Here is an 18,167-nt window from a genome sequence, read left to right on the forward strand (position 1 = left end):
TTCAGCGTGACGACTTCTCGATTATTATCGCTGGAACACTGGAAAGGTTGGCTCTGGTCTGTGATTCGGTTCGTACTGATTACCGGACTTTCCTTTGTTATCCTCTTTCCAATATTTCAGAAAATCTCAACGTCCATCAAAGACAAGGGTGATCTGTATTCCGCTGTGGTGGTATGGATTCCCCAGAATTTCTCGATTGATAACTTTCAGCAGGCTATTCGGGTTATGGATTACTGGGCGACACTGTTGAATACCTTCCTTTTGTCAGCGACAACAACACTGTTAACTACAGCGTCCTGTGCCCTTGCAGGGTATGGTTTCGCCCGGTTGAAGTTCAAGGGAAGCAATTTGCTGTTCGCAGGTGTGATTCTCACGATTCTTGTCCCGCCCACGACCATTTTGATTCCGGTGTATCTCAATCTGAAAAGCTTCGACCTGATGGGCTTGATGACACTGATTGCCGGTAAACCGGTGAACCTGCTGAATACCTACTGGCCGTTCATTCTGACCGCCATTACGGCCAATTCGCTTAAAGCCGGATTGTATATTTTCATCTTTCGTCAGTTCTTCCGCGGCATCCCGAAGGAAGTGGAAGAGGCGGCTTACGTGGATGGGGCAGGCATTGGGCGAACCTTTGCCCGAATCATGCTGCCGAATGCGATTCCATCCATGGTGACCGTGATGTTGTTTTCCTTTGTATGGCAGTGGAATGATAGCTTCTACACGACCACGTATCTGACTTCGAGCAAGGTCATGTCGACTCAACTGTCATCGCTTCCGTATAATCTGGCCCAGCAAGTGAGTGATGGCGCCTCCAAAGCTGATCCTTTCTATCTGAGCATGATTCAGGATACGGGAATATTGCTCGCCATTCTGCCTTTGATTGTCATCTATCTCTTCGTACAGCGTTATTTCGTGGAGAGTGTAGAACGTACAGGTATCGTTGGCTAAAACGTTAGCTTTAACAGTGAAGAAAGATCTGAGACAGATCGATACGATCTAAAGGGGGGAGAAGTCTTGCGACTGAACGTATGGAACGGGTTGCGGAAGCGTGCGCCAACCGATGCTTAGTCTACATAGACTTTGCTGCAATTCATCGGATATTGCATTGAGGAAAAGCAATCGATCATGACAGGAGGATATAAAGTGAAAAAGATGTGGATGTCTTTGTCTTGTAAACTTTTACTCGTTTTGGCTTTGCTGATTACGATTGCTCCATGGGGAGGGAGCCGCGCTGAGGCGTGGGTTGGCATGCCTATGGGCAAGCTTCACGTAAGTGGCAAGAATCTGGTGAATAGCAACAATCAGCCTGTGCTTTTGAACGGATGGCATCAACCTTCAGGTGCTTACTGGACGTATCAGGACAGCAATTATTATCTTAATCTGCACGGCAACAATCGTCATGCGGCTACACTGGCCTACCTGAAAGACATTACGGATACGTTTGCGGACACAAGCCCGAAATACGGCAGCAATCATGGCTGGAACATGAATCAGGTGCGTCTGTTCATAGATCGTCAGGACATGGGTGATGTGGCGGCGGGTACATATAATTTTGCCGGTGTGCAGACCGTTACGCAGAACGTCATTATCCCGTACATTCAATATGCCAAAACCAAGGGTGTGTATGTGGTACTGGGACTCGACTTTACGTTGAAGGATGACCAGGCAACCACCGCTTCCAACCTGCAGAAATTCAATCAAATCTGGGGATATCTTGCATCTCGTCCGGAGATTAAAAGTGCAGACAACGTTCACTTCGAGCTGATTAACGAGCCAGTGAAATCGTATGCGAATGGACATTGGGGCGGATACAACGGGGAAAACGATTTTGTGGATCACTGGAATGACCTGCGTAATTTCCAGAACTCCATCATCTCCACGATTCGTAACCAGGGTGCCGATAACGTAATCTGGGCTGCAGGTCTGGGGTACAACCAGTTTTACAGTCTGACAGCAAGCCATCCATTAACGGACCCGCAGAACAATTATGGATATGCGGTGCACTGGTATCCTGGCTACGGCGCATATGATAACTTCTCCATTTTGCAAGATCAATGGAATACCAATGTCAAGGCAGCCGCAGACAAGTATCCGATCAACATCACCGAAGTAACCTGGTTTAAGAACAAACCTGGTGATTCGGCTTACTGGAACTTGTTTAATGGCAGCAACGAAGGTTTCGGCACCAATACCAAAACCATCTTCAACGCGGCAGGTAACGTTAGCATCGCAGCTCACATGAACGGCTTCATTCTTGAGCCGGGTCAACGCAGTTCTTTTGCCGATCCAACAGCCGGACTGAAATGGGATGGAGATGCATCCCGAAGTGCCATGGGACGATTCCTGTTCAACTGGTACCATGAACGTGCACAATCGTATCCAGGCGGTGGAAATGGTGGTGGACCGACAACCGGGCTTGTGTCAGGTGCAACCTACAAAATTGTGGCCAGACATTCCAATAAGGTCATTGACGTTCCTGGGGGGCAAAATCAAAACAATCTTCAGCTTCAGCAATGGAGCGATCTGGGCGGCAATCCTCAGAAGTGGGTTCTGACCTCCATCGGCGGTGGCAGCTATACACTAACCAGCGTGAACTCACCGGACAAAGTGATTGATATTCGAAACGGTACCCTCACAAACGGTGAAGCGGTGCAGCTCATGAGCAATCTGAACACGACCGCACAACATTTCAAAGTCAACGATCTGGGCAATGGATATTGGAGTATCATTAACGTAAACAGCAACAAAGCGATTGAAGTGGAAAACGCTTCCACATCCGAAGGTGCCAAGTTGCAGCAGAATACTTACACGGGTGCAATGAATCAACAATGGAAATTTATTGCTGTTAGCAATTAACGCCAATACACAAGAGGACCTTCCCGGCTGTTATGCCCGGAAAGGTCCTCTCTTCGTTGAAATTTCAGTCTGCGCGATGCGCTTTGATGTATATGAACTCGTTTTTACGATGACTCATTGCTCTATGATCAATATATCCGATATCTGCCGCTTAAAGCCAGCAAGCTGAAAAAATACAGACAGTTATCATAATAACGGCGCTCACCCTGGCGCAGAGGGGTGTTCCAAAAGAGGCGTACGAATTGATCGGCATGTGGACCATCTGCAGCCAGCGAAGCCATCGCATTGGTAGCGAACAGGCCTACAGGATGTAAGGAAGGCTCATCGAAAGCTTCACCCTCAATGGAATATCGGCGATATTCGGATACATCAATGCTGCTGAAGAAGGATTGAATTCGATTCGATTGTTTCACCTGCCAGGGATCTTTGCGGAACCATTCCCAGTCCAGAGCAATATTTGCCGCAACCCGGTAAGCATCGCTGTAAAAGTGTCTAAAATCACCATGCGGCTGAACAGGGGCAGGCGACCCGTCATAGTTCGCATACTCAGGCGAAAGCCCGGTTACGGGATGACATGCTGTATGCAGATATGCACGACTTGCTGCCGCTGCTTCTCTCCAAAAGGCTTGATCGCTTTCATCCGCATATAATGCAAACAACTCATAGAAATGGGGCAGATGGTAAGATGGATCGCTGAATGGTGATTCCGGTACAAATTTGATCAGCTTGGTTTCCGGGTCCCACATGGGATCTCCCTCGCCATTTTCACCTTGATGAATGCATGCGCGGAGGATTCTTCTGGCTTGTTCCTTATAGTTAAAAGGCGCATCCCCATCACCCCAGCGGTTAGAAGCAAAGAACAGAGCCATAGCGAAAAACTCCTCACCATCAGGTGCAGGTCCTTGAGATAAGCGGGTTCCATCGGGTTTGCAGTGCCAGGCAAAATAATCCTTGTATCGACCTTCAGCATGCTGCATGAACGTATGAGAAAAATTCCAGAGCCGATCAAATTCTTCTTTTTTGTCCATCTGAACAGCCATCATCATGCCATAAGACATGCCTTCGGAGCGAACATCGTTATTACCGGTGTCGAGTAAATACCCTTTGTCCTCACCCATCGGATAATAGATTCGCGTATTCTCGTTTCCGTAGAATAGCTCATTCCATGTTTGCTCCAGCTTTGCGTTTATCTCATGCTGTTCAAAACCCAACTTGTGAAAGAAATTGGTATATGTACCTGTATCATAAGCCCCTTGACCCGTAATATTCATCGTAATCCTCCTTCATTTGAGTCGTCGATCAAATTATATCATGACAGAAGCATTCAAATTAAAGCGTTTACACCAGAAATCTTAGGTCTTCTTTGTCATCCATTAAAATACCCGACTTGAAATGATATATTTGAGAAAATCCTATACTTTATCCGGTTACTGTGAATTTAGGTAAGCGGTATACTCGGAAAGAAGGAGCATTCTGATAAAAAAGAATGGTGGTGATGTAGTATGCTTGGCGATGCAGGAGATGTGGCAGAAGAAGATAAACACCAGGGGATGTCTGCACCGTGCGATCCCGTGGGAGTGGCTGAATCGACTTACGAGACTGAGTTTGATTACAACTCCCCAGGATATATCGAGATGATTGGCCGATCTCTTTTAAACAAGGGAAACAATGTCAGATTAAAACGAGCGATTGAGAAAGCTCAGCAAGGTGAACCTGTCGTTATGGCTTACATCGGAGGTTCTGTTACCCATGGGGCTGGTGCTAAACCGATTCATCTTCGAAGTTACGCTTATCGCTCGTATGAACGGTTCAAGGCGATGTTTGCCCCTTCAGACGGCAGTTCCATACATTTTGTCAAATCGGGTGTAGGAGGAACACCTTCTGAACTTGGTGTTGTACGTTATGAACGGGATGTACTCCGGGACGGTACGATTCAGCCAGATATCGTCATCATCGAATTTGCGGTAAACGACGCTGACGATGAGACCAGAGGAAACTGTTACGAGAGCTTAGTTTTGAAAGCGATTTCTGCGGATAACAAGCCAGCGGTCATCCTGCTATTCAGTGTTTTTGAGAACGACTGGAATCTACAGGACCGCTTGGCTCCGGTAGGCTGGCATTACGATTTGCCCATGGTGAGCATGAAGGATGCTCTGGTTGAGCAATTTCGCAAGACAAAGGACGAGGGTAATATCGTATCCAAAGAACAATATTTTCATGATATTTATCATCCGACCAACTTGGGACATCGAATTATGGCCGATGCACTGGGTCACCTGTTTGGTGCAGTGAACCGTTCCGAACTGGATCAGGAAGACCATGATCTGAGTAGATCACCTCTGATCGGAGATGATTTCGTCAATGTTACGTTACTGGATCGGAAGAACGCAGAGCTGCTCGCCCGAATTGACACAGGTTGCTTCCGTCAAACGGATACTGATCTGCAGATGGCCGAGCTGGACGATCATAATTATACTACGCCGCTCTTCCCGAATAATTGGATGTACGCTCGTGGAGAAGTGGAAGAAGCCAAGAGCTTCAGGCTGCATTTGCGGTGCAGACGTCTAATTTTGATCTTCAAAGACTCCGGGAGCGAGGAGTTCGGAACAGCCCATATTAAAGTAAATGGCATCCTCACCAAACAAGCCGATCCGCATGAAGTGAACTGGACACGCTGTCATGCCATGCTCCTGATTAATGAGAAGCACGTCAGAGAACACATGGTCGAGATTGAAATGGCAGAAGCTCATAAGGATAAACGGTTCACAATTCTTGGATTTGGCTATGTCGGTTAACGAACGATGGCTATAAATTCAGCTAAAAAGCTTAATACAATTAGTGAAGGGAGTACTGTACATGATATCTTCAGCACCGGCTGGATTTGACAAATACCGCGAAAATATACTACGCGGAGCAATTGAGATGATAGAATATGACTCCACAACCGTCGGAAATTCACGTAAAGCAATGGTGTATACGCCACCAGGATTTTCTTCCAAACTAACCTATCCTGTGCTTTATTTGCTACATGGAATCGGTGGGGATGAGATGGAATGGCATCATCATGGTGCTCCGCAGATTATTCTCGACAATCTATACAACCACAACTTGCTTGAACCGATGATTGTGGTTTTTCCCAATGGTCGTGCGATGCCTAATGATCGAGCCGAGGGAGACCTTTTTGATCCAGAGAAAATAAATGCTTTTGAACGGTTTGAAGAAGACCTGATTCATGATCTTATCCCTTATATAGAGTCCAATTATCCAACGGGCATCACTCGGGAAAACAGAGCCATAGCTGGCTTGTCCATGGGGGGAGGCCAGTCCTTAAACATCGGGCTAACTAATCTCGAACAATTTGCTTGGGTCGGTGCCTTTTCCCCTGCTCCGAATACCAAAGCTCCGGAAGTACTCGTACCTAACCCTGCAGAAGCCTCTTCGCTTTTGTCGCTGTTGTGGATTTCCTGCGGTGATCAGGACAATCTTATCCAAATTAGTGTCAGCGTACAGCAATATTTGGAGCAGCAGGCAGTGCCACACATCTGGTATGAGGAGAGCGGGGGACATGACTGGCCTGTGTGGAAAAACGATCTGTATCTGTTTTCGAAACGTCTTTTCAAATAATCGAGTCCAGCCGATAACCAGACCCAGGGAAAAGAGTATCTCATACGTTCAAAACCAAGTTTATGAATATATCAGGATGTTTTCCACGAGCTCATATATAGAAGGGGATGTTAAACAATGCTTCGAACTGTAAAAGTTGAAAATGGATTGGTTCAGGGACTGCCGGCAGCCGACCCACGAATCACAAGTTTCAAGGGGATACCGTTTGCCGCGCCACCAGTGGGCGAGAACAGGTGGCGTGCACCACAGCCAGCCAAGGACTGGGCAGGTGTGCTTAAGGTGCACGAATTCGCGCCGATTTCGATGCAGGTGAAGCAGGAGATCGATCATAACAATATCTATACCCGGGAGTGGGCTGTGGAGCCGAATATCCCTATGGACGAGGACTGCCTTTACCTGAACGTATGGACCCCGGCCAAACACACCGATGAGAAACTACCTGTATATGTATGGTATTTTGGCGGGGGACTTCAGGTCGGCCATACGGCTGAAATGGAATTCGATGGCGAACGAATCGCTAGGAGAGGAATCGTGGTCGTCACGATCAATTACCGTCTCAATGTTTTTGGTTTTTTATTCCATCCCGAAATTACAGCCGAAGCACCAGAAGCACCCGCCAACTTCGGCAATCTCGATCAACAGGCAGCCACAAAATGGGTCAAACGCAATATATCAGCTTTCGGTGGAGACCCGGATAATATCACGATCGGTGGCCAGTCCGCAGGCGGCGGCAGCGTCATGACCCAGCTTACTTCTCCTCAGAATGAGGGGCTCTTTCAAAAGGCGATTGTTCAAAGTGGAATCTTTACAGCTCTCTACCCGGGAACTCGCATGCCTGCGCTTCGGAGTCATTTGACTGAAGCCGAACAGGACGGCGTGGAGTTTTTTAAGTATCTCGGCGTATCTTCGCTTGCGGAAGCAAGGCAGATAGGTGCGGTCGAACTACGTGACAAGGCAGTGAAGTACCAGGGATTTTGGGGGACCGTTGTAGATCAGGTATTCAGTGTAGGCAATCCGTTTGATTTATTCCTTCAAAACAAGTGGTGGAGGGTGCCGATTATGATGGGTCACACGTCCTCCGAATTTTTCAGCGTTCCAGATGCTGATACATCCGAAGATCTTAAGAAGCTGGCCACAGACATGTTCGGTGACGATGCCGATGTATTTCTGGAGCTGTGCTGTAATCAGTCGATCAGCATAGAAGAGAGCAAGAAGAAGGCCTCGGTAAGTTCTATTGAATATGCCATTCGCATAGCCGCGCAAGCTAACGCTGGTCTCGGTTCCGATTCCCCGTTGTACTATTACAATTTTGATGCCGAGATCCCAGGATGGGACCATCCGGGTACCTTCCACTCGGTGGATCTCTGGTTTTTCTTTGAAACTCTAGCTAAATGTTGGCGGCCATTTATCGGCAAACATTACGATTTGGCCCGCCAGATGTGCAATTATTGGGCCAACTTCATTCGTACAGGGGATCCAAATGGACAGGATTCAACTGGAGAGGAAATGGCCCAATGGGTACCCTATACCCAAGAGTCACCGTATGGAATGCTTTTTGCAGATCATGCTGAATTCTCTCAAAAACAGCCAAATGAAATGATGAAGTTTCTGGTGAATCAATATTTCATAAAAGACAGGCCTGCATCGAAAACGGAGGCTTAACATAAGATCCATGAATGTGAGGAGTAAATAAATTAAAAAAAGACCCCCATGAGGGGTCTTTAAGCTATTAGTATTGGTTAGATTGTCCGCCATTAATGGGTCTATTTGAGAAAAACAGGATCAATCGTACTTGCTTGTTTACTTCTTCTGTCTATGGCACTGGCGGGATGTTCATCCTCAAATCGGGGCAACGGGGAAGAGGGAGGAGGCGCTTCGTCCAGAGACACCGTGTCCATTAATGTGTTCGCTCATCAAAGCTCGGATAACAACCTTCTCACGAACAATTTTACAAAAAATGGAAGAGGAGTTCAACCTTATGCGTTAGTCCTGGTAGTGGAACCCCATACGAGGCAAAGACCGGCACCACACATACCGACGCTGTCATTGAAACCATCTATCCAGGGTACAAGTCGCTATTTTGGCGGCTTTTTTTATTTTTCGGTATATATCGGAGCTGGGATTCAAGCAAACCAGATGTGGTTAATGTGAAACACTTATAGGTCGAGTAAAACTTTTATACACTTCCATTGAATGGCTCTTAATTAATTTAAGTTTTACCGTTTTTCAAAATAACTGAAGAACAGTTGTATCATTCATAATCACTATTATAGTTAGGGATCGAAAGTTTTAAGCAGTCGGATATTACGTGAGTGAGTGAGCTTAAATGAGCAACTCCAAAATACATCCTTTTAATAAAATTTGTTCATATATGAGAAACGGGAGTATGATGGGGAAAGGCAGTGCTGATAATCACCATATAAATAATTTTATTTTTATTGTTAACCATACAGGTAAAGAGTTACCAAAAAACTAATGTTTTTCTTTTTAGCTATTGTTCAAAAGGATTGTCCTTGGAGCGATATCTTCGAGCCTTAATGACCTATACATCACTATACTTCCTTGAAGGGGGACATCTGTTTTGGATGAGCAGTTTCTAGATTTATTGGCCGAGAAATATGATACGGAAGAAAAAATCATAACAGAGATCATCAACCTTGAGGCGATCTCCAATCTCCCGAAGGGAACCGAGCATTTTGTCAGTGATTTGCATGGGGAGTTCCAGGCTTTTCAGCACGTCCTAAGAAACGGTTCGGGTACCGTCAAAGAGAAAATCAAAGAATTATTCCGGGAGGTTTGGACGGATCAAGAAATCAATGATTTTGCGGCGTTGGTTTATTATCCGGAAGAAAAAATACAACTGGTTATAGGGGAACTGTGCAATAAACAGGCTTTGAACCAGTGGTATAGACAAACAATTGAACAAATGCTTATGCTTATTTCTTATGCCTCTTCCAAGTATACGCGCTCGAAATTGCGTAAAGCTCTGCCGGAGCAGTATGTATATATTGTAGAAGAGCTTCTATACAAGACGGATACGACCAACAATAAGGACCCTTATTACGAGGAAATATATCGACAAATTATATCCTTGGGCCAGGCGGACAAGCTCATCATCGGCCTTGCTTATACGACCCAGCGCCTGGTGGTTGACCATCTTCATGTGGTTGGAGATATCTATGATCGGGGTCCGGACCCCGATAAAATAATGGATACGCTAATCAACTACCATTCTGTAGACATTCAGTGGGGGAACCATGATGTCCTCTGGATCGGTGCTTATGCGGGTTCTCTGGTCTGCCTTGCGAATATTATCCGGATCTGCGCCAGATACGACAATCTGGACATCATTGAAGATGTATACGGAATCAATCTACGCCCACTGCTAAACTTGGCGGAGAAATACTATGAAGACAATTCGCCCTTCAGACCTAAGATACAGGCTGGCCATAACGTATCGGAGCAAGAAATTCTGCAGATCACCAAAATTCACCAAGCCATTGCTATGATCCAGTTTAAACTTGAAATCCCGATTATCAAGAGACGCCCATACTTTAATATGTCTGAAAGACTTTTGCTGGAGCAGATTGATTACGACAAAAATGAAATCAAAATCTGCGGTAAAACGTACCTGCTGGAAAAGACCTGTTTCGCAACCGTAAATCCGCAGAAGCCTGAACAATTGCTGGAGGAAGAGCGCCTGGTGATGGAAAAGCTGTTGTTCTCCGTTCAGCATTCCGAAAAGATGGCCAGACATATGAATTTTCTCATGAAAAAGGGTAGCCTTTATTTAAAATACAACGGGAATTTGTTAATCCACGGCTGTATTCCTTTGGATGAAGAAGGAAATATGGAAGAAATGAAGATTGAAGGCAAGACATATGCGGGCAGTCAATTGCTTGATGTTTTTGAAGATTATTTGCGTTACGCCTTTGCGCATCCGGAAGAGACAGAAGATCTGGCGACGGATATGGTATGGTACATCTGGACAGGGGAATGTTCCTCGCTCTTTGGAAAGAGAGAAATGACCACTTTTGAACGTTATTTTATACAAGATAAAGAAGCACATAAGGAGAGAAAGAATCCTTACTACCATTTACGTGAAAATGAAGAGATCTGTCGAAAAATCTTGTTGGAGTTTGATTTGAATCCAGATCATGGACATGTCATTAACGGCCACACGCCAGTCAAAGAAAGTCGTGGAGAGAGCCCTGTTAAAGCAAACGGAAAAATGATCGTGATTGACGGCGGTTTCTCCAAAGCCTATCAATCCACAACGGGCATTGCCGGATATACCTTGTTGTTTAATTCCTTTGGCATGCAGCTCGTCGCTCATCAGAAATTTAATTCAAAAGAAGATGTGTTATGTAACGGAACGGACGTGTTATCTGTAAAAAGATTGGTGGACAAAGAACTAGAGCGGAAGCTGGTGAGGGAAACCAATGTCGGGGAGAAGCTGCTGCAGAAAATCTCAAATTTGAAGGATCTACTAGAATATCGCTACATGAAATGAAACGATTACTAAAAGTACACATCCGGATCAACCGTTTGAGTGCAATCTGACGTAGACGCTCGTATGGGGCAGGAAGTAATAATACCCTGCCTGTGCGAGCCTTTCTTTTTTTACAGAGCGATTTAACACGAGGCAGGGGATATTGAAGAATGTAATAAAGGTACCGATGGAAGAAATCGATGCGTTTTTTTAATTGGAATAGATTTTGTAAATACCCTCAATTCGTTTGGTTAACTCGCTTCTTACATGTTCAGGCTCGAGACATTCGCATTTGTCCCCAAAGCTAAGTAAATGAGTATATCCATGGTCATTTGCAATGAAGGGGAACTTTGCTATCCACTTAACACCTTCATAGAAGCGAATGTTGTTCTCTCCACAGTACTCGCTCATATAAGGAATAAGTGATTGGTCAAAAAGCAGAGTTAAATGTATCATTTCTTTCTCCGTTATATCTAAAACCTCGTCTTCGATTTGTCTTTTCCTAAATGTATCATGGTGAGTAACAAGAGAAGAAATGCGGGAAACCTTAAACATTCGGAATCCCCCTTTCTCTGTACAAAATCCTTGCATATACCACACTGAATTTTTCAATACTAGTCGGCAAGGTTCAATGGTGAGTTCCAAAGGAGTCATACCTTCAAAAGGATCTAGATATTCAAATGTAATTAAGCGGTCCTCTTCAATTGCGGTTCTAATTTGCCCCAATTCAGGTGGTTTGACATGAGTACTTCCGAACCAAGGTGAAGGATCAATTGTTATTAGTTTATCTACCAGTCGATTTTCATCTTCCGAGATCAATGATTTCACTTTAGCAATAGCGTTCAAGACTTCATCGCTAGAAACAGTTGAATGGATGCTGTTTAATCCAAGTATTAAAACTAATATCTCCGCTTGCGTAAAGATCTTCTTCTCAAATTTGTAACGCTCCATAATACTGAAGCCACCATTCACACCAGAGGAAGAGGTGATTGGAATTCCGGCTTTGGTAATGGTTTCGATATCTCGAAAGATAGTACGAGGAGTGACCTCAAACATTTTCGCGAATTCAGAGGAACTCACTTTTTTACGTTCTAACAAAAGTAACACTATCGATAAAATTCTTTCAATTTTCACGGAGATCCCCCAAAATTTTTAATCTAATTATGACATAAAGATGTCATAGTTTCACCTGTAATATATAGAAAGTATGAAGCATTTAACAAAAGAAATGGAGAAAATGTATCTATGAAATCAATTGCTGTATTCTGTGGTTCCAAAGAAGGAAAATCTGCAATATACAAAGAAGCTGCAATAGAACTGGGTCATGAACTAGCGAGTCGCGAAATCACCCTGATTTACGGAGGCGCTATTACTGGGCTCATGGGAGAAGTTGCTGATGCAGTGTTGGAAAAAGGGGGCCGTGTCATTGGAGTGCTTCCTCATTTTTTACAGACTCGTGAGATTGCGCATAAAGGTTTGACTGAACTTATTATGGTCGATTCTATGCATGAACGTAAAGCCAAAATGGCTGAATTAGCAGATGGCTTTATCTCACTCCCAGGGGGGCCGGGGACATTAGAAGAATATTTTGAAATATTTACTTGGGGCCAGCTTGGTCTGCATCAAAAGCCTTGTGGTTTATTGAATGTTAATCAGTACTTCGATCCCATTGTATCCATGTTTAATGTTATGGACCGAGAACGTTTCATGCAACCGAACGTTCGGGATATGGTCTTAATAGATCAAACTCCGGCAGGGATACTTAATCAATTTTCATTATATACTGCTCCTCCTGTCAGAACGTATCTCACGGAAAAACGTACTTGATTAAATGAGGCTATGCGTGTGAGGGATCGAGGGTTTGACTACCAAGACCATTCAATAACATTGAGATGTCCAGCCAGAAAAAGAAAATAACCCTTTGAAAAAGGGGTCGTAGTTCTAAGTCACGAATATAATATATGTCCCAAAGTTCCGAATATTTGGGAATGGGTTACATTAATAATTTTGGGAGGGAGGGTTTCAACTGATGGGAAAATCCACAATCTGCTCCATGCAAAGTCTTTTCTATAAACAACGGCGGTTGTTTGTATGGAGCAATAGCAATAGCGAAATATAACCGCTGAATCATTTCTGACATGATGTTTACTGTTTATAGAATGACTTTGCTCCCTTAAATTTTCAAAAAAATTTTAAGGAGCAGAGCTATCATGAAATATGTAAATGCAGACACCATCTTTCCGGAAGAATTGCTAAAAGAAATTCAGAAGTACATTCACGGCCACATGGTTTATGTCCCGACCCCTGAAAAATTGCACAAAAAATGGGGAGAAAAATCGGGGAGTAGAGAACAGCTAAGTCTAAGAAATGAAACGATCCGTCAAACATATTTCAATGGAAAGTCGATCGATGAACTTTCGAATGAATTCGGTCTTTCCTACGAAAGCATTAAGAAAATCATTTATTCTAAAAAATAGATTCACTTGTAAGTCACATCGAGCTTTCCGATGTGGCTTTTTGTGTAGAGTTTGATTCTGAATCAAATTCAGTATATTTTCTATCAGCACCTTTTGTTACCCTAAAAGTAAAGGGGTGAGGTTAATATGAATAAAAAGATTAAACTACTATACACACAAGATATATTGAGACAGTCCGCACAATGTTTTGGAATACGTGAAGACTCCATTTTCGAATTAAATGGGTTTCAAAATTTCGTTTATTCCGGGGTTATTGGAGATCGAGAAGTTATTTTAAGAATTGCCCATGTCACACATCGGAATGAATTATTAATAAGAGCGGAACTAGATTTTATCATGTTCCTGGCTGATCGCGGAATGAAAGTAGCGAGGCCCATTCAGTCTTTATCAGGGGATCTTATTCATATCATTGACGAGTCCTTTGTTGTGACAGCTTTTGAGAAAGCACCCGGCAGAAATGCAGTAATAGCCGAGGAGAGCAATACGTTTTATGAGAATATCGGTCAAATGGTAGGGAAAATACATAAGTTTTCACTTCATTATTCGTCCCAACATTCACGCTTTGAATGGAATGATAATGCGCTATTAACCTCATTCAAGAAGTATTGTCCGTTAGAATTACACGATAACTTTGATCGTTTAATTACTGAAGTTAGCGCTCTACCCAAGGAAAAAGATACGTACGGTCTTATTCATGGGGATATCAGTCCTGGAAATTATCTTAATGATGGGGACAAAGCCATTATTATTGACTATGACGATGCGGAATATAGCTGGTTTGTTTCTGATATTGCTACACCATTACTTTATGAAATCCCTATTCCGTGGGTTGTGTCTGGATATGTAAGAAAGGAGATTGCAAAGCGTTTCTATTGTAACTTCTTAAACGGCTATTGTAAGGAAAATACGGTGAGTCAAAGTTGGTTAAACAAAATCCCATTATTTATTAATATAAGGCAAGCTAGAGTATTAGCCGCGTTCTATAGAAGCAGAGATTTTAACGCTCCTGATTGGAGCGAATGGGATGAGCAAGCCCGACGCTTCTACTATGAAAATTTGTTAAATAACACTCCCTATATTGATATGGACTTTTTGTGTTAACGGATACGATATTTTAACAAAGCCGAAGGGCCATCCCACAAAGGGATGGCCTTTAACCTTGCCGATACAGACAGCACAGAGAAACCGTAATAAGTGTAATTCTAATTAACAGCATAGAACCTAAGAGTTATAAATTCTCAGCAAGAAGAATGTCACTTATTAACTTTAAATGAACTGGTATGCAGATTTTTTGATTAAGCAGGCTAGATTTGATTATTGAAGTTATCTAACCCGATCTGACCTAGCATCTCCATAGTACCGTGACTAAGTAACTGGTTCGTTATTCATCTTTTCGTCCTTAGCCAAATTACCTGTTCGCCTGAATTGGACATAATATAATGCAGCTACGGCAACGATAAGAATGGGAAGTGTAAGGAAAATATTGCTATATACAAAAGTTGCACTGTTTTGTGGTATCGGATTTAAGTGAATGGTCGATGTGCCCAGGTCTAGTATTTTGCCGATAACAGCTGTTGATGTGGCCGTAGCGATAAAAGTGACCATCGAGAATAAGCCCATCCCTACGCCGATATTCTCTTTTGAGAGTGTACGTGAAACCGTGTTTGACATTGCAATTTGCATGAACGATTGACCAAGAACACCAAAAATAAGAAAGATCGCTATAAATACTGGCGACATACCAACGACTGAAGACAAAGAGAGAAAACCGATAATAAGAAGTGCAGCTGCAGTAAACACAAGGAAACGATTTCCCTTATCATCTGCTAATTTACCGCCTTGTCGACCCAAAAGCGCTGCCATTAAAGACGACGGCAACATAACTATTCCGATGAAAACCGGTGACAAGTGGTTTTCAGAAGAAAGTAGCTGAGGTGTAATGAATGGAAAGGCAAAGCCAATCCCGATCATGACGAAAGTAATAATTAGACCGAATGAAAACGGTTTGTTTCGAAATATGGCCGGGTTTATGAATGGGTTTGGAGTATAGCGTATACGTAGTACGAAAAAAATGAAAATAAGAATCCCGCCTAAGGCAAGCCAAACCAAACACTTCCGTTTGTTAAAGCCAGTAACAAAATGGCTATGGTACCGGCCAAAAGTATTCCGCCAATATAATCCATTTTTCTGGAAACTCCCTTTTCATCATCTAAATATTTCCGATACATCGGCAAAGTAAGTAATGATAAAAGCGAGATTACAAATAGTACCCGCCAGTTCCATGTACTGCTTACCACGCCGGCAATGATCGGACCAAAGGCCAAACCCAATGAAAATCCGATTGCAACGGTACCTAATGCACGACCGCGCCTTTCAGATGTAAAGTAACGAACGGGTACAATCATAGAAATCGCCGGAATGACTGATGCACCAGCTGCCTGTACAACTCGCCCCACAATGACCATCCAATATTCACTAGCCACTAAGCCAGTCACAGATCCAATTGCAAAAAGTAATAGGCCAAACGTCAATAAATTCTTCAAGCTGTATCTGTCTGTCAATTTACCGTAAGTTACCGAGCCAATTGCATACACAATCATATAGCCTGTGATGATCCAACTCGCTTGCGATGAAGAAATTTGAAATTGTTTACTGATATTAGGGAGTACAATATTAAACATGGTTGCATTCATGACGGATATGATGAGTGTAACGACAAGTAAACCAAGTAATAATTCTCCTTTATTTTTTTGAACGCTATGATTGGTTTGCATTGGAATGCCTCATTTTATAGGATAAAACTGTATTGATGAAATAACGAGCCTGTATTCCTTTGATGATAAAAGTTTCATCTGATTAAGCCTACAATGTAATGTTTTAAATACTTCGCTGACAGAGATGTCAACGCTAATTTACTGAAAAGTCCTCAATGATGAGGACTTTTCAGTTTTTCTGGATATATTTTAAATTTCACTTTGTTTTTAATCTTGCTCCCGCAGCCGCAAATGACGGTATGTTTCAAAATTATAATTGGCTGCTGGCAATTGGGGCATACATGATGATGTGGCTGATCGTTCAGTTTCACCACTTCTTCCGTACTTGACTCCGCATTGTATGGAGTACTTTGTTTTTCAAACCTTGTTGTGTGCAAAAAAAATCGTAAACACGCATAAGATACTCGGAATTTTTCATATCATTGTTTCCTAATCTTCAACATCTTGGTTTACTTGATTTCCCCTGTTGCCATGAGAACTGCTCTCCCCAGCGTATGACTCAGCATGGTGAATCCAAGGAGAGCTGGCGTGGAATTAGGGGCGACACTAATATTTTCGACGTCCAGCGCATGAACGACAAAATAATATCGATGAGGACCGTGTCCCGCTGGAGGCGCTGCACCGATAAAGCGTTCGAGTCTCAAATCATTCGGTAGTTGTAGAGAGCTTTGCGGCAAACCGCTGGAATACTCGTCACCTGCGCCTGTAGGTAGCTCGGTTACGGTGGCGGGGATATTAATAACGGCCCAGTGCCACAACCCCGATCCAGTTGGGGCGTCCGGATCATATGCAGTTACGACAAAACTCTTTGTCCCGTCGGGCGCACCCGACCACTTCAAATGGGGCGAGAGATCTTTACTTCCCTCTAGTGTTGACATCTCCGAATAATGCTGGGTCGGTAGAGGATGTCCCTCCATAATGTCATTACTCTCCAACTGAAAGACTGCTACTTCTGGCAATTTGGAAAATGGATTGTTGTTCATTGTAAATTACCTCCTTTTATTTTCATTTTCGATAATATATTAAATAATCGATTCTGTAAACAATAATCGTTTTTATAATTCACTATCGAATTTAATGTTTGTTTTTTATTGATAACGGTGTAAACTATCTACATACAATTACGTAGAATTATAATGTGTAAGAAGGAAGGTGCTGTTTCATGGCCAAAAGGAATGGTTCGTCCACCTTAAGCGAGAATGTCAGGAAGAAACTACAATCCGATATTTTGACTGGACAATATGAACCGGGCTCTCCATTAAAAGTTGCGGAATTAGCTAAAGCTTTCGAAGTCTCAGTTGCTGTTGTTCGCGAAGCGTTGACGCGATTGGCGACTCAGGGTCTGGTACAGCAAAATCCTAACCACGGATTTTCAGTAAAGACGGCGTCGGAGGAAGAGCTGAACAACATCATACAAGCGAGGTTAATCAATGAATCTGAAGCTTTACGCCTATCCATCGCCTATGGTGATCTCACATGGGAATCCAATGTAATTGCCGTGCATCACAAGCTATCGCAAACGGCTGAGTACAAGGAAGGGAATGAAAAGCTTGTTGTCCGCGAAGAATGGTCTGAGATTCATCGTCAATTTCATTACGAGCTTATTGCCGCATGTCCGAATCCAGTTCTCTTGGATATCTGCAGTAACCTTTGGGATTTGAGCGAATTTTATCGACATTGTTCCCCCCCGCAACAGCAAGTACGGGATGGAATCGCTGAACATAAGGCATTAGCAGATGCTGTTCTTAGCCGCGATGGTGAACGTGCTACACAGATCTTTAGAGCACACATCCAACTAACCGCAGAGGTCTTATTCGACAACCAATAAGTTGTTTATAAGATTCAAAAGTTTAAATCAAAACTTATCGGTTACCTGGGGAATTGGATAAAGACGGAGATACTTAATATTCGCATTAGCGATTTCTTGGTTAATCTAACTAT

At 43.3% G+C, this 18,167-nt stretch carries 13 protein-coding genes and 1 pseudogene; 10 read left to right on the forward strand and 4 right to left on the reverse strand.

The window, feature by feature from the left end:
- The first annotated feature begins 6 nt into the window (after positions 1–6).
- Both ACR1R9_RS10565 and ACR1R9_RS10570 read left to right on the forward strand, forming a co-directional pair.
- Positions 7–951, forward strand: coding sequence for a carbohydrate ABC transporter permease (locus ACR1R9_RS10565; RefSeq protein WP_175380678.1), 945 nt, complete (start codon positions 7–9; stop codon positions 949–951).
- Positions 952–1,155: 204 nt separating this feature from the next.
- Complete coding sequence (locus tag ACR1R9_RS10570) at positions 1,156–2,859, forward strand: RICIN domain-containing protein (protein WP_433923735.1); 1,704 nt, start codon at positions 1,156–1,158, stop codon at positions 2,857–2,859.
- A gap of 128 nt (positions 2,860–2,987) precedes the next feature.
- On the opposite strand, the gene ACR1R9_RS10575 is transcribed toward ACR1R9_RS10570, so the two are convergent.
- Complete coding sequence (locus ACR1R9_RS10575; RefSeq protein ID WP_433921116.1) at positions 2,988–4,130, reverse strand: glycosyl hydrolase family 8; 1,143 nt, start codon at positions 4,128–4,130, stop codon at positions 2,988–2,990.
- 231 nt (positions 4,131–4,361) lie between these two features.
- On the opposite strand from ACR1R9_RS10575, the gene ACR1R9_RS10580 reads away from it, so the two are divergent.
- The 4 genes from ACR1R9_RS10580 (at position 4,362) to ACR1R9_RS10595 (ending at position 10,996) form a co-directional block, all read left to right on the forward strand.
- Positions 4,362–5,654, forward strand: coding sequence for an SGNH/GDSL hydrolase family protein (locus ACR1R9_RS10580; RefSeq protein ID WP_433921115.1), 1,293 nt, complete (start codon positions 4,362–4,364; stop codon positions 5,652–5,654).
- 61 nt (positions 5,655–5,715) lie between these two features.
- Positions 5,716–6,483, forward strand: a complete 768-nt coding sequence (locus tag ACR1R9_RS10585) for an alpha/beta hydrolase (RefSeq protein WP_433921114.1) — start codon at positions 5,716–5,718, stop codon at positions 6,481–6,483.
- A 117-nt stretch (positions 6,484–6,600) separates the two neighbouring features.
- Complete coding sequence (locus ACR1R9_RS10590; protein ID WP_433921113.1) at positions 6,601–8,145, forward strand: carboxylesterase/lipase family protein; 1,545 nt, start codon at positions 6,601–6,603, stop codon at positions 8,143–8,145.
- A gap of 919 nt (positions 8,146–9,064) precedes the next feature.
- Entirely contained in the window at positions 9,065–10,996 is a 1,932-nt protein-coding gene (locus ACR1R9_RS10595; protein WP_433921112.1) for a fructose-1,6-bisphosphatase, read from the forward strand.
- Positions 10,997–11,185: 189 nt separating this feature from the next.
- Here ACR1R9_RS10595 and ACR1R9_RS10600 read toward each other — a convergent pair whose 3' ends face one another.
- Complete coding sequence (locus ACR1R9_RS10600; protein ID WP_433921111.1) at positions 11,186–12,109, reverse strand: helix-turn-helix transcriptional regulator; 924 nt, start codon at positions 12,107–12,109, stop codon at positions 11,186–11,188.
- Between the two features lie 111 nt (positions 12,110–12,220).
- On the opposite strand from ACR1R9_RS10600, the gene ACR1R9_RS10605 reads away from it, so the two are divergent.
- The 3 genes from ACR1R9_RS10605 to ACR1R9_RS10615 all read left to right on the forward strand — a co-directional run bounded on the left by ACR1R9_RS10605 (position 12,221) and on the right by ACR1R9_RS10615 (position 14,553).
- Positions 12,221–12,802 (forward strand): TIGR00730 family Rossman fold protein, encoded by a 582-nt coding sequence (locus ACR1R9_RS10605; protein ID WP_099859337.1) that lies wholly within the window; start codon positions 12,221–12,223, stop codon positions 12,800–12,802.
- Between the two features lie 383 nt (positions 12,803–13,185).
- Positions 13,186–13,452, forward strand: a complete 267-nt coding sequence (locus tag ACR1R9_RS10610; protein WP_433921110.1) for a CD3324 family protein — start codon at positions 13,186–13,188, stop codon at positions 13,450–13,452.
- 126 nt (positions 13,453–13,578) lie between these two features.
- Positions 13,579–14,553: a phosphotransferase enzyme family protein gene (locus ACR1R9_RS10615; RefSeq protein WP_433921109.1), complete on the forward strand. Its 975-nt coding sequence runs from the start codon at positions 13,579–13,581 to the stop codon at positions 14,551–14,553.
- Between the two features lie 264 nt (positions 14,554–14,817).
- Here ACR1R9_RS10615 and ACR1R9_RS10620 read toward each other — a convergent pair.
- Both ACR1R9_RS10620 and ACR1R9_RS10625 read right to left on the reverse strand, forming a co-directional pair.
- Positions 14,818–16,226, reverse strand: a pseudogene (locus ACR1R9_RS10620) (MFS transporter).
- 449 nt (positions 16,227–16,675) lie between these two features.
- Positions 16,676–17,209: a YbhB/YbcL family Raf kinase inhibitor-like protein gene (locus ACR1R9_RS10625; RefSeq protein WP_433921108.1), complete on the reverse strand. Its 534-nt coding sequence runs from the start codon at positions 17,207–17,209 to the stop codon at positions 16,676–16,678.
- 179 nt (positions 17,210–17,388) lie between these two features.
- Here ACR1R9_RS10625 and ACR1R9_RS10630 point away from each other — a divergent pair, with 179 nt between their 5' ends.
- Positions 17,389–18,054, forward strand: coding sequence for a GntR family transcriptional regulator (locus tag ACR1R9_RS10630; protein ID WP_175382557.1), 666 nt, complete (start codon positions 17,389–17,391; stop codon positions 18,052–18,054).
- Positions 18,055–18,167 lie beyond the last annotated feature (113 nt).

The organism is Paenibacillus taichungensis, from assembly GCF_050994985.1.
Taxonomy (GTDB): Bacteria; Bacillota; Bacilli; order Paenibacillales; family Paenibacillaceae; genus Paenibacillus; species Paenibacillus taichungensis.